Annotated in this window: 13 protein-coding genes; 9 read left to right on the top strand and 4 right to left on the bottom strand. The window is 43.1% G+C overall.

Translation table 11 applies throughout. The features are described 5' to 3' along the window. On the bottom strand, window positions 1–1,424 hold a 1,424-nt coding region (locus ACM0OZ_RS44795; protein ID WP_414589375.1), incomplete at its 3' end, for a glycoside hydrolase family 5 protein. Between the two features lie 596 nt (window positions 1,425–2,020). Between ACM0OZ_RS44795 and ACM0OZ_RS44790 the strand changes: the two genes are divergently transcribed. The 3 genes from ACM0OZ_RS44790 (at window position 2,021) to ACM0OZ_RS44780 (ending at window position 4,239) form a co-directional block, all read left to right on the top strand. Then, a complete protein-coding gene (locus ACM0OZ_RS44790) occupies window positions 2,021–2,170 on the top strand; it encodes a hypothetical protein (protein WP_414589373.1) in 150 nt (49 codons plus the stop codon). Window positions 2,171–2,331: 161 nt separating this feature from the next. Then, on the top strand, window positions 2,332–3,633 hold the full coding sequence (gene hisD, locus ACM0OZ_RS44785) for a histidinol dehydrogenase (protein WP_414589378.1): 1,302 nt from the start codon (window positions 2,332–2,334) through the stop codon (window positions 3,631–3,633). Between the two features lie 180 nt (window positions 3,634–3,813). Then, window positions 3,814–4,239 carry a universal stress protein gene (locus ACM0OZ_RS44780; RefSeq protein ID WP_414589376.1) on the top strand — a complete coding sequence of 142 codons (426 nt, stop codon included), beginning with the start codon at window positions 3,814–3,816 and terminating at the stop codon, window positions 4,237–4,239. A 204-nt stretch (window positions 4,240–4,443) separates the two neighbouring features. On the opposite strand, the gene ACM0OZ_RS44775 is transcribed toward ACM0OZ_RS44780, so the two are convergent. Beyond that, a complete protein-coding gene (locus tag ACM0OZ_RS44775; RefSeq protein ID WP_414589372.1) occupies window positions 4,444–4,617 on the bottom strand; it encodes a hypothetical protein in 174 nt (57 codons plus the stop codon). Between the two features lie 131 nt (window positions 4,618–4,748). Between ACM0OZ_RS44775 and ACM0OZ_RS44770 the strand changes: the two genes are divergently transcribed. Further along, window positions 4,749–6,605, top strand: a complete 1,857-nt coding sequence (locus tag ACM0OZ_RS44770; protein WP_414589371.1) for a protein kinase domain-containing protein — start codon at window positions 4,749–4,751, stop codon at window positions 6,603–6,605. A gap of 71 nt (window positions 6,606–6,676) precedes the next feature. On the opposite strand, the gene ACM0OZ_RS44765 is transcribed toward ACM0OZ_RS44770, so the two are convergent. Beyond that, on the bottom strand, window positions 6,677–9,052 hold the full coding sequence (locus ACM0OZ_RS44765; protein ID WP_414589370.1) for an ATP-binding cassette domain-containing protein: 2,376 nt from the start codon (window positions 9,050–9,052) through the stop codon (window positions 6,677–6,679). A gap of 183 nt (window positions 9,053–9,235) precedes the next feature. On the opposite strand from ACM0OZ_RS44765, the gene ACM0OZ_RS44760 reads away from it, so the two are divergent. Then, on the top strand, window positions 9,236–10,975 hold the full coding sequence (locus ACM0OZ_RS44760; protein WP_414589369.1) for a protein kinase domain-containing protein: 1,740 nt from the start codon (window positions 9,236–9,238) through the stop codon (window positions 10,973–10,975). Here ACM0OZ_RS44760 and ACM0OZ_RS44755 read toward each other — a convergent pair. Next, the gene (locus ACM0OZ_RS44755) at window positions 10,972–11,217 is read right to left on the bottom strand and encodes a hypothetical protein (protein WP_414589368.1); all 246 of its coding nucleotides are present in this window, start codon (window positions 11,215–11,217) and stop codon (window positions 10,972–10,974) included. The genes ACM0OZ_RS44760 and ACM0OZ_RS44755 overlap by 4 nt on opposite strands. Window positions 11,218–11,224: 7 nt before the next feature. On the opposite strand from ACM0OZ_RS44755, the gene ACM0OZ_RS44750 reads away from it, so the two are divergent. From ACM0OZ_RS44750 to ACM0OZ_RS44735, 4 genes are all read left to right on the top strand, one after another. Continuing rightward, the gene (locus ACM0OZ_RS44750; protein WP_414589367.1) at window positions 11,225–11,830 is read left to right on the top strand and encodes a D-alanyl-D-alanine carboxypeptidase family protein; all 606 of its coding nucleotides are present in this window, start codon (window positions 11,225–11,227) and stop codon (window positions 11,828–11,830) included. Window positions 11,831–11,833: 3 nt separating this feature from the next. Further along, window positions 11,834–13,219, top strand: a complete 1,386-nt coding sequence (locus ACM0OZ_RS44745; protein ID WP_414589366.1) for a protein kinase domain-containing protein — start codon at window positions 11,834–11,836, stop codon at window positions 13,217–13,219. Window positions 13,220–13,581: 362 nt separating this feature from the next. Beyond that, on the top strand, window positions 13,582–15,276 hold the full coding sequence (locus ACM0OZ_RS44740; RefSeq protein WP_414589365.1) for a protein kinase domain-containing protein: 1,695 nt from the start codon (window positions 13,582–13,584) through the stop codon (window positions 15,274–15,276). Between the two features lie 139 nt (window positions 15,277–15,415). Then, window positions 15,416–16,917 (top strand): protein kinase domain-containing protein (locus ACM0OZ_RS44735; RefSeq protein ID WP_414589364.1); only part of this gene is annotated, 1,502 nt, incomplete at its 3' end.

The following is a 16,917-nucleotide window of genomic DNA, read 5'->3' as shown; positions in this document are numbered from 1 at the left end:
GAGGGGGATGAGGGGGATGAGGGGGATGAGGGGGATGAGGGGGATGAGGGGGATGAGGAAGAGACTCCTAATTTTGAATTTTGAATTTTGTAGACGCCCCCTGGGCGGTGAGACAGCGCTGCAGGAGGGTTTCCCGACCTAGGCGACTGCGTTCGGCTTTGCCGTGCCGCAGGCATACCCGAAGGGCTTCCCGCAGGGTATTTTGAATTGATTTCTCCCCTGACTTCCCCTACTAGCCCTACTCCTCCACTCGTTTGCACGGGTGCTACTTGAGAAAAATTAACTGGCAGCAGTTGCGATAGTAGTTGCTGCTTTGGGATGTCAATACTTAGCCAATCATCTAATAAGATACCACCTGTATCAGCACTGTTAGGATTCCAGCTCCAGTAAGCAAAGCTCAATTGTTTCTGTTTGATATATTTAACAAATTCGTTTTGCCAAATTCCTTCTTTAGAATTTGTATCTACTTCCCGTCCACCAAACTCACCAATAAAAATGGGCGCAATATTTTGACTAGAAATATAGTGAAATCCTATTTGCCAGCGATCAATAAGATTTTTGGGAAATTTTCGCTCCCAAAACCAAGGCTGATCCGCAACTCTAGGACCATACTCGTGAGGTGAATAGACAAGCTTGTTGCGACGAGATAAACGTATTGGGTAGCGCTTCACTCCTTCTAAATTGCCACCTTGCCAATGCTTGGGTAGCTTTTGTGTAGGGACGTTCTTTTCTACCCCTTCCACAACAATTAGCCAGTTAGGATTAACATCAAGAATAGCATTACCAGCCCGTTCTGCTGCTAGTCGCCAGTCTGTGGCTAAATCGTTAGTACCCCAGCTCGCTTTTCCGTGGGGTTCGTTTTTTAGATCTGCACCAATAACGTTGGTTTGATTCTTATACCTATAGGCTAATATTTTCCAAGTATCAATCCAGTCTGCTTCTGTGAAGCCGTCTTCATACCACAATTGAGAAATGCGCTGGTCGCTTAAACAGTGGTTATCGAGTAGAATGAGTAACCCCTGACGTTGTGCTTCCTGAATGATTAAGTCCATAACTTGTATTGGGGTTTTTCCCTCAAGTTCTTTGTTGCTACCAATACTGAAGTCAATACCGTTAAAATTAGGCGAACGTAGTGCTTCCAGAGAATAAGGTAACCGGATCAGGTTATATCCCAAGCTCTTAATCTGCGCTAGTATCTCTTTATAATCTCGCTTCCACAACCCGTGAGGTACGTGCGTTTCTGTTTCCGTACCAAACCAGTTCACACCTCTAAGTAAAACTTGCTGACCTTTGGCATCGAGAATTTTTGCGGCACGGGTTGAAAGTGGTAATTCGATTGTCATTCCAGCATCGACCACATTTACCTGGCTACGTACAGGCATCGCCACGATACCCATAAGAAATACGACTATAACTACTGACAATATGAGTAATTGGTTATAATATTTTATTTTTTTTCGTTTCTTTTGATGGATATATCGCATACTATAGTTTCCTGAGTTACAAGAATATATCTAAGCCAAATGACCACAGTTTTTAAGCATATACTTTTGAATAAGAAAGAACTCAGAACTCAGGAGCTAGGATTTCACGAGAGGCTGTGCAACTGGTAACAAGCTTGAAACCTTTGGCAATCGTGTATCCAAAGTCGCTTATGTGATGCTAATGGCATTCTAAGAAACTAGGTTTCTTAACCTTGTTATCACCTCTCAAAATATGCTAATATGAAATACTCTGCTATAAAGTCTTGACGAAATCACCTCTCAATGAAAAATGCTTATTGAAATTTCCTAACTTTAGTTCAGGGAATAATCAGATAAGTGATCACTAAAGACTGGTGATGTAGTTCTTTCCAAAAGAGGAATGTATTGCTATAGACAACAGTTCTGCAAACAGGTGAAGTTCAAGAGTTAAAATGTAGCAAATAGCCACATCGCTTCTGTATATATGTTAGTAAGTAAAGTAAAAAAATAGGCAAAAAGTATACTCATATCCGACCGAGACTCAAAAGGAGGACTAAATGAAAAAACATACAGTTGACCTCCAGGAAAGTTTGGGTTCTGGAGCGAGAGGATATCGGGAAGTAGCACACCTGTTTTCTGTTGATAGCCAGTTTGGGTCTCCTGCTCCTAGGGAGAGCCAAAAGGTAAGTCAAAATCTCGCAATTTAGTTGCCTTTGACACAAACCATGTGCTGAAAACCGTGGAAGTATCAAAAAAATCCAGGTTAAGCTAGAGAAGAGAGTTAAGGTTAGCTTTGCACCCCTTTGGGGAAAAAGCAAAACTCATTCTCACCGCAGGAATTTTCTCAAGTTGGCATTGTCCTTACTCCATGCTGCGAATCATTACTCAGCAGGCAGACGTTAGAGCAGAACTACAACGGATCTGCGATCGCACCCATGATGAACACGTGCTTCACAAAGAAGCAACAGTGCGGGAAGTGTTGCAGACAGTGAAGCGCCAAGGCGATAAAGCTGTACTGCATTACACAGCCGAATTCGATAAGCAAACCCTCAAGCCAGAAGAACTGCGCGTGACAGGCTCAGAACTGGATGCAGCATACCAACAGGTATCAAAGGAATTGCTCCAGGCAATCAGGCTGGCTTGCCGCCAAATTGATACATTTCACCGCCAACGAATTCCCAAAAGTTGGGTACAATTTGGCGATGATGAGGTCGTTTTAGGCAAACGGTATACACCAGTAGACCGAGCAGGGTTATATGTGCCGGGTGGTCGCGCCGCCTATCCAAGCACGGTCTTGATGAATGCAATTCCGGCAAAGGTAGCTGGTGTACCACACGTGGTGATGGTGACACCACCAGGAGCAGACAAAGCAGTTAACTCAGCCGTGCTGGTCGCAGCACAAGAAGCTGGAGTGCAAGAAATTTATCGCGTCGGAGGCGCACAGGCGATCGCCGCTTTAGCCTATGGTACAGAAACTATTCCTAAAGTTGATGTGATCACAGGCCCAGGTAATATTTATGTAACTTTGGCGAAAAAACTCGTCTATGGCACCGTAGGCATTGATTCCTTAGCCGGACCAAGCGAAGTGCTGATTATTGCCGATGAAACCGCAAATCCCGTACACGTTGCCACTGACTTGTTGGCGCAAGCCGAACATGACCCAATGGCAGCAGCAATTTTGCTGACCACGGATACAGCTTTGGCAAAGAATGTACAAGTGGCGGTGGAAAGACAGCTGATAGACCACCCGAGGCGCTTGCTGACAGAAAAGGCGATCGCTCACTATGGTTTGATAGTGATTGTCGAATCCTTGGAAGCAGCAGCCCAACTCTCGAATGAATTTGCCCCTGAACATTTAGAGTTGGAAGTAGAAGAGCCCTGGGAGCTATTACCACTTATTCGGAATGCGGGTGCCATTTTCTTAGGGTATTCTACACCAGAAGCCGTCGGAGATTATTTAGCTGGACCTAACCACACGCTACCAACTTCTGGTGCTGCTCGCTATGCCTCAGCCTTAGGAGTCGAAACTTTTATGAAACACTCAAGTATCATTCAATACTCTCAGACCGCGCTAGAAAAGGTGGCGGGTGCAATTGATGTGCTAGCAACAGCTGAAGGCTTACCTTCTCACGCTGATTCTGTCAGACGCCGAGTTCAAAAGGAAGAGTAAATTTGAATTAGAATTATTAATTTTTTCCTGAGATATTTGGCAAAATAGAGCCTATGGGTTACAAATGAAACTTTAAGGCTATACAAACTTATGTCCTGAAATTGGGCTGAGTTAGTGTAGCCATTAATCTCCTTCTGCCGTTACGTATGTAAGGGGTCTACTCTTGTGGAGACGACATTGGTGCTAAAGACTATTTTGGTTGCTTTGGATGATTCCGAACTTGCAGACAGAGTCATTCAGACTTTACAAGAATTGGTGCTGCCAAAAGATAGCAAAGTCATTCTCTGCCATGTGTTTCCTACATCAGAGTCCGAGATGGAACTACCCGCTGACCGTCCTCAACCGGAGTCACCAGCAATTTCTTATTTCCATATTGAAAAACAATTGCAATCCTACCAGACAATATTGCCAGTTGAAAGCGATATAGAAATTGTCACTGGCGATCCAGCAGAAGAAATTATTCGCCTTGCCAATATTTACAAAGCTAATTTAATTATGATAGGTAGTCGCGGCTTAACTGGTATGAAGCGAATTGTTCAGGGTTCCGTGAGTTCTCAAGTGGTGGAAGAAGCCAATTGTTCTGTATTGGTTGTCAAGCCAGGATGAAATAGGTAGGGAAAAATCATCCCTTGGGGGGATTGTAAAATTCACGCATTATGATAAAGAGGGTGTGTAGATACCTTGCGGGAACAAAATTAACAATCTTCGTACCATAAGTTGGGGCTTGTAATTGCGAGGTCACAAACCTTGGAGTTGGTGTGTAGGTTAGAGTATTTTTACTAATATAAAATAAGATTATAAGTTAAGAAATTAAGGATTTAGAAAGTTTAAGTAGTTGCCTGAGGGCGATTGCTTGTAGCGTAGTGCGGCAAGCGGCGATCGCTCCGTGTCATCGCATCCTTTACATACCCGTTTCAAACTGAAACGGGGTACATCAGCTTTCCCCATTTTTGAAGTATAAGTTGGCACTTTACTCAATGCCAAGGTTGATCTGGTGTTTTAGGCCAGATTCATCAGGAGCAGCGCCAAAAAGTGGAGTAAAACGTTAAAGTCTGTATGGATGGGCACAATCTACCCTAGCAATATTTGCCCATACCAGAAATCAGCGATAGTTTATGTCAACACTGTTAAACAACCGCTATCGAATTCTTCATACTCTGGGGAGTGGTGGATTTGGTGAAACTTTCTTAGCAGAAGATACCCAAATGCCATCGCTTCGCCGTTGTGTTATTAAACAACTTAAACCTATTCACAATAACCCCGAGATTTACCAACTGGTGCAAGAGAGGTTTCAACGGGAAGCCGCGATATTAGAAGAATTAGGTGGAAATAGTAACCAAATACCAACTTTATATGCTTATTTTCAGTTAAATGAGCAATTTTACTTAGTTCAAGAGTATATTGAAGGCGATACCCTGACAGCCAAAGTCAAACAGCAGGGAGTGTTGAGTGAAAGTGCAGTTCGGGAACTATTGCTAACTTTATTACCGATATTGGAGTACGTACACTCAAAGCACATAGTTCACCGTGATGTCAAGCCAGATAACATTATTTTACGCCATCGGGATGGAAAACCTGTACTGATTGATTTTGGTGCCGTAAGAGAAACAATGGGTACAGTGATCAATTCTCAAGGAAGTCTGGCTAGCTCAATTATCATTGGAACACCAGGTTATATGCCCAGCGAGCAAGCAATGGGTAGACCAGTTTATGTTAGTGATTTATATAGTTTAGGAATTACGGTAATTTATCTGCTGACAGGAAAACAGCCGCAAGAACTGGAAACAGATCCACACACTGGGGAAATTATCTGGCACTCTCATGGGTTAAATATTAGCCCGACGATGACATTTGTGATTGACAAAGCAATAGCCTACCATCCACGGGATAGGTTTGCCAGTGCTAGAGAAATGTTGCAAGCTTTGCAGGGGATAGCGAATACAATTTTACCGACACAACCGCCTTCTCAACTACCTGCAATCGCTACAGCACCCACCGCAAAAACTCAAAACACCATTTCCATAAGTCGAGAATCTTCCCACATACCTTCGCCTCAAGACAGTAAGGACAAAGGAATCCTGATAGCCAGTATAATTGCTGCAAGCGGTTTGATTGGTGCCTCAACAATTATTGGTTTAGTGTTAACAAAATCTTTTCAACCGTTTTCAGAACCATCAGTTACTACAGGAACTTCGCGATCGGCAAAGCCCCGCCTTCGGCGATCGCCATCAGAAAATCTGAATTCCTTACCTTCTTCCGCATCTGGAAACACAAATCCTCAACCTCAAAAAGCCTCAACGCCTGCACAACCAGATACAAATAGTATTCGTCTGCACAGTTCTTTTTATTTCCTAGCAGATTCTGCCTTTGCAAAATCACAAACTGCTGTTAAGCAAGTTAAAACTTTACAAGCGGCGGGTTATCCTCAAGCAGGAATGTTTTGGGTACCAGAGTATCCAAATCTGTCGGGTAAGCAGTTATTTGAAGTTTACGCAGCCACCTTTAGCGATCGCAACAATTGCGTTGACTTCCTCAGAATTTATGGAAAAGTCAATTCCAAGGCTTACTGTGCCTTTGCTAGCAAAGATCCAAATTCACCGCCTGATCGATTCTATTTCAAGCAAATTTCTACCCTATCTACACCTTTCTCAACTTCATCAACACAGCCAGTTCCTACAAAGACATTAAACGATTACTCTTGGGTTTCTCGAAGATTGGTAACAGATGGAGATTTGGATGACAAAGACGGTTTTGAGCTTGATATTATGCGAAATTCAATTTTCGCACGTTACGGTCGCCGTTTTAACACTCCTGGCTTACAGGACTACTTTAATTTACAGCCGTGGTATCGTCCAATTTATTCACCAATGGAATTTGATCAGCGTAACTTTTTATCAGATTTAGAACGGCGGAATGTTGAATATATTTCAGAATATCAAAACCGTTACAACCGAAGATCTTTTAGGAAATAACCCAATACGGTTCGGTTATTGTATTTTTAAACTGCTACCAAAATTATCAGTATTAAGCTATAAATGATAATTCAAAAAATATCCTTGCGCTTTTGCAACCACAACGTAACAGCCAGGTAAATCGCTGTGTGCAAACACAAAATACCCCAATTCAAACTTAAATTCGACCATGTTGCATCATAAATAGGCTTTGGCTCAAAGGGTTGCGGAACTATGCTACCATCAGGTAATTTCATTGGGTCGGGAACCATTGCATTAATATTAACCAAAGCACCATAAGCGCCAATTGACCAACGACTGATCATTAACCAAGAAGCTTTACTGGCAATACCTTCCATGTTAAACAAGACGCCAGAAAAGATAATTTGGGGTATCAACAGTAGGGGTAAAGCACTATTTGCTTGACTGCCATTTTTCACGACTGCTGACACCAGCAACCCCAAACTCATGCTTGTTAAAAGCGTCAGAAAAGTTGTTATTGACAACCCCAATTGCCAAGAAATTAATTCTGGCTGTGGTGATCTAAAAAGTAGGAAAATCACCAGGGAAATCAACAAAGTTTGTAAAAATGCTAAGCCAGAAAGCACTGTTAACTTGGAACCAAGATAGGCAAACAAACCCAAATTCGCCAGTCTTTCTCGGAGGTAAATTGCCGCCTCTTTGACGATTTCTTGCAATGAACTAGAAAGCCCCACCCACAACGCAGCACAAGTAAATACAAATAATACCCGCAATGCTAAAGGCGCGAGATTTGCATCTGGTTGTTCTGGTAAAACAAAGGGGTGTTCATCTTTGAGTGCTAGGGTAATTAAACTAATACCTATGGGTGCTGTTAAAAGTGCTAAAGCAAGGTTGATGCGATCGCCCTTTTGGATCTGGAAATAGCGTTGAGTAAGAATACTCAATTGTTTTACCCAAGATACACCAGCAGCCTGTTCATTACCAGCATTGACTTGTGACGTTTGATTTCCTGGACTGAGGTGATTAACAACGTAGCGGCGATAATCATCTGATTGGTGAAATCTTTCAGCCTGGTCGATGACATTTTCTGGTTTTTCGAGTTGGTTGTAGATGTCCGCAAAGTCATCTTTAACGCCAAAAAATTGCAAACACTGATCAGGGGGACCAAAATAACAGAGGCGTCCGCCTTGACCAAGAAAAACAACCCTATCGCACAACTTAATATTCGCCGTTGCATGAGTGACCAAAATCACCGTTCGTCCCTGATCCGCCAATTTCCGCAACAGCTGCATCATTTTTTTATCCAACCCCGGATCAAGCCCAGATGTCGGTTCATCTAAGAAAAACAACTTCGGATCAGCAAGCAACTCTACGCCAATACTCACCCGCTTCCGCTGTCCGCCACTCAGTTCGGATACCTTAGCATTCCGGCGATGAGACATTTCCACATCTTGTAAAGTCTTTTCCACCACCGTTGCTACATCAATATCCGGCGGTAGTCGCAGCTTAGCCGCGTAGGTTAGCACTTCTGCAACCGTCAGTTCCCAGTGAATAATGTCATCTTGGGGAACATAACCAATTTGCATCCGGTAGATATTAAAGTTTTTTCGTAAATCTTCCCCATTCAAATACACCACACCCTGAGTTGTTTGTTCAGTTCCCAACAGCGTCCGCATTAAAGTTGACTTACCCGCACCGCTTCCCCCAACTAACGCCACAAACTGTCCCGGTTCAATCGCAAAAGAAATATCATCGAGTCGCCGCTTACCTTTAGTTTCCAATACCAAATTGCAAGCATCAAGACGAATTTGGTTACCTTGATCGAGTACTTGTAGTTCATCGCCACGCAGTACCAAAGTGTATGTTCCGATACGAATGGTGGCGTCTGGTAGTAGTACCGCAGTACCGTTAACTCGCTGCCCATTAACAAATACACCATTGGTACTATGGTCTTGCAAGATGTAGCGCCCTTGAGCATCTGTATCAATTGTCGCGTGGCGACGAGAAACAGTGGGAGCTTCTAAAGGTAGGGTAGCGTTGATATCTCGTCCAATTAAAACAGAGCGATTTTTCAAGGAAATCGAGTGCCAGCCAGGTGTAACATTTACAACTGGCTTTGAGGGATTGCAGTACCTCAGCACAACTAAATTTTCCGGATTTTGACCGATTTTGATTTCTGTGCCGTTTTTCAGAGGATAGCCAGATTCTGAAGTGATGCGTGTGCGCTCAATATATAGTCCGTTGGTACTTGGTTTCTGACCATCGCCATCATAAATGCGGTAATCTTCCCCTTCTTGGCGTAACACTGCTTGACAACGTCCCACTATTTGCCAGTCTTCGGGGACAACTAAATCCACAAGGGTGCGATCGCGCCCAAGTATGTGCTGTTGGTTGGTCAGTTCAAGGTGTAAAAGCTTTCCCTGGCTTTTGATCTCTAAAACCGTGTTATTACGTAATTGATTTTTGTGTTTTATTTTTATTTCCATTGAATTACTTAGATAGTTTTTAAGGTGGTTTTGTCTTGGCTGTAACTGTCTAAAGTAATAGATATATAAAGTTTTTGCGAAAATAGGATGAAAGATAACCGGAAAATATTTTTAGCATAATATACTTAGATTATAAGTATTTTTTATTATAAGCATTTTTGAAAAAGCGTAGTTGGTAAAGTTATGATGGCACCGACAATTTTGAACAATCGCTACCAAGTCATTCGGGTACTGGGTGCTGGTGGATTTGGTGAAACATTTTTAGCAGAAGACACCCAAATGCCATCTGGTCGCCGATGTGTGATTAAGCAACTCAAGCCAGTAGCTGATAACCCGCAGATTTACCAGTTAGTGCAGGAGCGGTTTCAGCGGGAAGCGGCAATTTTAGAAGAATTAGGTGATAGCAGCAATCAAATTCCGCGATTATATGCCTATTTTAGGGATAATACAGAATTTTACTTAGTTCAAGAGTATATTGAAGGACAAACTCTCACCCAAAAGCTGGAACAACAGGGGAGACTCAGCGAGAGTTCGGTTAAAGAAATCTTGATCGACATTTTGCCAGTTCTGGATTACGTCCACAGCAAGCGGATTGTGCATCGGGATATTAAGCCAGATAACATCATTATTCGCAATAGCGATGGCAAGCCGATTTTAATCGACTTTGGCGCAGTCAAGGAAACTATGGGAACGGTTATGACTGCTTCTGGAAACTCCAGCAACTCGATTGTGATTGGTACACCAGGGTTTATGCCGAGTGAGCAAAATGCTGGTCGTCCAATGTTTGCCAGCGATTTGTATAGTTTAGGGTTAACGGCGATTTATTTGCTTACAGGTAAGATTCCCCAAGAGTTAGCAACTGACTTTGCTACAGGTGAGATATTGTGGCGGCAATTTGCTTTAAATGTGACTCCTAGTTTTGCAGCAGTGTTGGATAAAGCGATTCAGTCTCATGCACGCGATCGCTTCCTTAATGCTAGAGAAATGCTGCAAGCATTACAAACGGGCGCGACTCCCGTGACACCCACCGCGCCTCAATCCAATCCCACAGTCGTCTCCGCACCGCCTTCGGGGGGCTATGTCCAACCGCCAACAGTGGTATCAGCACCACCCGCAGGAGTTCAATACCAGCAACCAGGTTACTACCAGCAGCCACTACCTGCACCTAGCAAAGGAATGAGTGATTGGCAAAAAGCTGTAATTATGGGTGGTGTGATTGGAGCGTGTGTTGTTGGTGGTTTGTGGTTAACCAGAGGACAACAATCTCCTCAACCTGAGGCAAAACCAACTCCAACTGTAGTAGAACAAAACATTTCTCCAACACCAGCTACTTCTTCTTTAGGAACTTCTAACACTGGAATATCAGCACAAGCGCAACCTTCGAGCAATCCAACACCAGCTACTTCTTCTTTAGAAACTTCTAACACTGGAATATCAGCACAAGCGCAACCTTCAAGCAATCCAACGCCACCACCTTCTAGCTCAGAAACTTACAACCAATCTCAGTTTTTACCCACATCTTCATCAATTACTAGAAACGCAGCAGTTAGTGTAATTAATCAGTGGTTACAAGCAAAGCGAGTGATGTTTGCTCCTCCGTACAATCCTCAACCTGCTGCTGAGTTAACAACTGGCGAACAGTATGAAAAGACTGCAGGAGTAAACGGTTCAATCAATTCTCTTAAACAAGACGGTCACTATTACAAATATGGCGTACAAACTATTGACAGTGTTGACGATTTTTCTGTTAATAGTAATCAAGCTGTCATTCAAGTAAAAGTGACTGAAGAACGCAAGCTTTTGGATAGTAATGGAAATATTCTTCCGAAGGAAAGTGATTTTAAAACTCGGACAGTTCGCTATAATTTACAGTTTTTAGATGAGCGTTGGAAGATTGCTTCTAGTGAAATAATTTCCAATTAATTTCCAAATAAATTTATTATGATAATTTTTAAAAGATTACCAAATGGAGTACGATTTCTAGCGATCGCCACAATAGCTTCCTTGAGCGTAATAATTTGTGGGGTATTGTTAATGCGCTTTTCAGTTCCAAATTCACCTCTGAGAGCAACGACATCTCCAACTTCAACACCAGCGAGTGTTGTTTCTAATATTCCTCTGTCAAGTTCTCCTGCTGATGAGTCAACCTCTGGTTCTTCTATCATATCTCCGGTGGGTTTACCGAATAATCCACCAGCAGAAATAAAACAAGCAAATTCCGTTTCAGTTCGGCAGCAGCCAATAGCTACTCAGCAAGCATACAGGCATTTTCCTTATGCACAAGCAGAGCAAAATCAATTGATTATTGTTAGTAGCTATGCCACTGGCAAAGATAAGCGTTTTGAATTCATGGATGTTGAAGCAGGAAAAGCACTCATGCAGATGATTTATGCAGCTAGAGAGGAAGGTATTTGGATAATTCCCGTCTCAGGTTTTCGCACTATTGAGCAACAACAACAATTATTTCAAAACCAAATTAAGCGTCTCGGTTCCGCGCAAGAAGCAGCGAAAGTTAGCGCTCCTGCGGGATATAGTGAACATCACACTGGCTTTGCTGTAGACTTGACTGATGGCAAATTTCCTAAGCAAGATATAAAGTTGCAGTTTGAAACAACAGATGCTTATCGTTGGTTAACTCGCCATGCTAAAGAATTTGGCTTTGAAATGTCTTTTAAGCAAAACAATTTCCAAGGAATTAGTTTTGAACCTTGGCATTGGCGATATGTGGGTACACCAGATGCAGCAGCGATATTTAGCCAAGCCAGAAATCAGCGATAGTTTATGTCAATACTTTCAAACAACCGCTATCGAATCATCCGTTCTTTGGGAAGTGGTGGATTTGGTGAAACATTTTTAGCAGAAGACACCCAAATGCCATCAGGACGCAGATGTGTGATTAAGCAGCTAAAGCCCGTGGTTAATAATCCCCAGATTTACCAACTGGTTCAAGAACGGTTTCAGCGAGAAGCGGCGATTTTAGAAGAACTGGGCGATGGCAGCGATCAAATTCCCCGATTATATGCCTACTTTTCGGAGAACGGGCAATTTTACTTAGTTCAGGAGTATGTTGAAGGACAAACTCTCACGCAAAAGCTGCAACAACAGGGGAGACTCAGCGAGAGTTCGGTTAAAGAAATTTTGATCGACATTTTGCCAGTTCTGGATTACGTCCACAGTAAGCGGATTGTGCATCGCGATATTAAGCCAGATAACATCATCATTCGCAATAGCGATGGTAAGTCCATTCTCATTGACTTTGGCGCAGTCAAGGAAACAATGGGAACGGTGGTGACGGCTTCTGGGAACTCTGGCACGTCGATTGTCATTGGTACACCAGGATTTATGCCGAGTGAGCAAACAGCCGGTCGTCCTGTGTTTGCCAGCGATTTGTATAGTTTAGGATTAACGGCGATTTATTTGCTCACAGGTAAGATTCCCCAAGAGTTAGCAACTGACTTTGCTACGGGTGAGATATTGTGGCGGCAATTTGCTTTGAGTGTGACTCCTAGTTTTGCAGCAGTGTTGGATAAAGCGATTCAGTCTCATGCACGCGATCGCTTCCTTAATGCTAGAGAAATGCTGCAAGCATTGCAAACAGGCGCGACTCCCAGTCCTACATTAGTTGTTGCACCTTCATTAAAGGGATATGTACAGCCGCAAACAGTGGTATCAGCACCACTGGCAGGAATTCCATACCAGCAGCCACCAACCCCACCCAGCAAAGGAATAAGTCATTTGCAAAAAGTTTTAATTATGGGTGGTGTAATTGGAGCCTGTGTTATTGGTGGTTTGTGGTTAACTAAAGAACAACAATTTATTTCTTCCCCTCAAAAACCAACTCAGCCTGTTTCCATTGGTTGGTTGAGAGCTGGATCTGTAGGCAATACTTCAGGCAATCTCTCAGACGGAGAGCCGTTGATTCCGTCAAAACAGCCTGTTACAATCTCCCCACCCGTTGTCCCGTCACCTAATTCACAAGTCATTCTTACTACAGACGTTAATTTAAGGAGTAATCTGCCACAACCACCTCAATACAAATTGACAGGTAAAGTCACCACACTTAGGGCTGGAGAGAAGCTAGTAATTTTAAGAGTTCATTGTTTCGTAGATCCCACTTCCGACTCACCGCTTACCAAAGTGTGGGTAGAAGTAGGTTTACCATATTAGGGCGTTGCTAAATTGAGGTATAAAATTTTCAAGTTTAATTTTCCGAACCCTTATCTTTGCGCGTAGAGTGCGAGCCTAAATTCATACTTTGAATCAGCAACGCCCATACATAATTAGGTTATTAACCATTAACTTCAATTTTATTTTACTTATCACCTTTTAAGTAATAAATAGTTTTTTACAGATAAAAATATGCACCATAGGAGCCGCTGTTATATCAGGTTCGGATAAACACTTACAATTAGGGCTGACACAGGGAGTTTAGAATTATAAGTAATTAAGCGGACTTGATATTAACCACTTGCAACAGGAGAAAAGGGTAAAATGTCTCTCGAATGTATTTCTCCTGACAGACGCTAAATATGCAAAAGCTGCTGAACAACCGCTATCGAATTCTTCGCACTTTGGGAGGCGGTGGATTTGGAGAGACTTTTCTAGCAGAGGATACCCAAATGCCCTCACTCCGTCGTTGTGTGATTAAACAACTCAAACCAATTGAGGATAATCTTCAAATATACCAGTTGGTACAGCAGCGGTTTCAGCGAGAAGCAGCAATTTTAGAAGATTTAGGAGAAGGTAGCACTCAGATTCCGCGATTGTATGCTTATTTTTCAGAAAATGGTCAGTTTTACTTAGTACAAGAGTATATAGAAGGACAAACTCTCGCATCAAAGTTACAAGAGCAAGGTTTGATGGGTGAGAGTGCAGTCAAAGAAATTTTGACAAGTATTTTACCAGTTCTCGAATATGTTCATAGCAAAGGCATTGTCCACCGAGATATTAAGCCAGATAACATCCTCATTCGCCATGCTGATGGTAAACCCGTTTTAATTGACTTTGGCGCAGTCAAAGAAACAGTAGGAACTTTGATAAGTTCTTCGCTTAATTCTACACAGTCAATTGTCATTGGTACACCAGGATTTATGGCTAGCGAACAATCGGTTGGACGTCCCATGTTTGCCAGTGACATCTATAGTTTGGCACTCACCGCGATTTATTTACTCACAGGTAAAACGCCGCAAGAATTAACAGCTGATCCAGCTACGGGTACTCTTGTATGGCGACAATATGCTTTAAATATCACTCCCAGTTTTGCCACTGTCTTAGATCAAGCGATTCAGTTTCATGCACGCGATCGCTTTGCCAGCGCTAGAGAGATGTTGCAAGCTTTGTATCTTGGTACAACGCCTGTGACTCCCACAGTACCAATTGTTCGTCCTATTTCACCGCCTTCTCCAATCGTACCTTATGACCGTCCACCACTATTAACTGTACCGCCTCCTGCAACACCTCAACATACCATTCCTGTCAGCCCAGGATCAGCTCCTCAACCTTTTTATCACAGTGGTAGACAAAACAGTGAGCAGAAGGGTTTCGTTCTTGGCAGCATCATTGTAGGTGGTTTGATAGGTGCATCTGTGATTATTGGTTTTGCCCTCAACAGACAACAACCTCAACCAGAGGTCGCACAACCACTGGTACAACAGAACACACCCATTCCTAGTTTTCCACTAGCTTCAGAACCCAAGGAAACTGCTGTATCACCCACTCCCCCTCAAAAGTTATCAGCAATTCCCAGTTTTCCAGAACCCACTACGATACCTGTTGAAACTTTAGAGCCTGTGCTTCCAGAACTAACGCCAGTTCCCAGCACTCACCTTCCTAATCCTACCGAAACCCAATCTTCTCCACTTCCTCTGGCAACACCAATGCCAACAAACAATCAGCCCTCACCGATAGAGGCTGTGCAAAATTATTACTTAATTATTAATCAGGGTCAGTATAGAACAGCTTGGGAGCAACTATCTCCCAGCTACCAAAACAATCAACGTTTTCATCCTAAGGGTTATCTTTCTTACATCGACTGGTGGGGGGGAAAAGTTAAAAGCGTAGAAGTTGAGCAAGTTAGCATAGTAGAAGCAAGTACAGAAACAGCGACAGTATATGCTCAATTAAAATATCTTATGAAAACCGGACAAGTTGTCCCTACTTCTGTGCGGTTTTTGCTTTTGTGGGATGCTGATAACAGCAGATGGGTTGTCGCGGATGTCAGCTAGTTTTTAGGAACAGAGTTATCAGAACGGGATACATTGGGTTTTTATTGTCGTCAGGGTGTTTAGTATACATTTGTAAACTGTACAATGTCCCATTGGGCTGCGTTATATTCTAACCGAATGAGAGCTGGGATAACGGAGCATGACAACCAAGCTGCTAAACAATCGCTATCAAGTTATCCAGGTACTAGGTGCCGGTGGATTTGGTGAAACTTTTTTGGCGGAAGATATGCATATGCCTTCTCGCCGTCGCTGTGTGATTAAGCAACTCAAACCCGTAACTAACAGTCCGCAAACCTACCAACTTATCCAAAATCGATTTGAACGAGAAGCTGCAACTCTGGAGTTTCTGGGGGAAGGTAGTGAGCAAATTCCTAAACTCTTTGCCTACTTTTCTGAGACAGGGCAATTTTACCTTGTTCAAGAATGGATTCAAGGTCAAACCCTAGGAGACATAGTCAGAGCACAAGGGGTACTGAGCGAAACTAGTGTTAGGGAAATGTTATTGAGTTTGCTGTCTGTTTTGGATTATGTTCACAGTAAAGGCATTATTCATCGGGATATTAAGCCTGATAACATTATTATCCGCTCCGCCAATGGCAAGCCAGTTTTAATTGATTTTGGCGCTGTTAAAGAAACAATACGTTCAGTAGTCAGTCCTGGAGGATATCCTACACAATCGTTGGTGATAGGGACACCAGGATATATGCCTAGCGAGCAAGCCGTTGGACGTCCAGTTTATGCCAGTGATATCTATAGCTTGGGGATGACAGCAATTTATTTGCTCACTGGCAAACATCCCTATGAACTACAAACGCATCCTCAAACTGGCGAAGTTATCTGGCATCACCTTGCCCCTGAAGTGTCCCACGATTTGGCGATGGTACTCAATCAGGCAATTAAACCACAAGCTAGCGATCGCTACACTACTGCTAGCAAAATGCTTTATGCTTTGAAATCTACAACTTCTCTTCCTACAGTAGAACCAACAGCTGCCTATCAACCGACAGTACCGCTATCACCTCCGCCGACTCGTGTATCACCCTCATCCGGGCATACCCAACCACCGTTAGCTTCCAATCAAAGAGTTCCTGTGATTCCAACTGCTTCCCCAAGCACCAACTGGCAAAAACCGACTTGGATTGTAGGCAGTTTAGTTGTGGGTAGCTTGATTGGGGCTGTCGCGATCGCCAGTATAACCCGTCAAAGCTCTGAAGTTCCCAATACGATATCGCCTGTCTCTACACCGCTTCCAGAATCTAACGCTACAATTCCAAATCCTCCAACAGCATCCCCAACTCCTACTTCCGAAGCCAGCACACGCAGAAATAGGAGGATTGTTGCACCGCCTCCAGTTGTCAGTGCACCTAACCCACCGCAACAACAGCAGTCAGAAACTTATACATCTGCCCCACCCTCAGTAACTCCTAACTCACAACAAGAACCATCAACATTTGAACCAGCACCAGAAGAACAAGTTCCACCAGTAGAATCCCAAACTCCAGTTGCTTCCACGCCACAAGAAACTACACCGCCAGAATCGATTCCACAACAACAAACTACACCGCAAAAACCGGAACAGCCAGTTCCTCCTACTCCTACTCCTACTCCTACTCCTACTCCTACTCCTACTCCTACTCCTAC

The organism is Scytonema sp. PCC 10023, from assembly GCF_963920835.1.
Taxonomy (GTDB): Bacteria; Cyanobacteriota; Cyanobacteriia; order Cyanobacteriales; family Nostocaceae; genus Kalymmatonema.
This window is presented reverse-complemented; position numbering and strand designations above follow the sequence as displayed.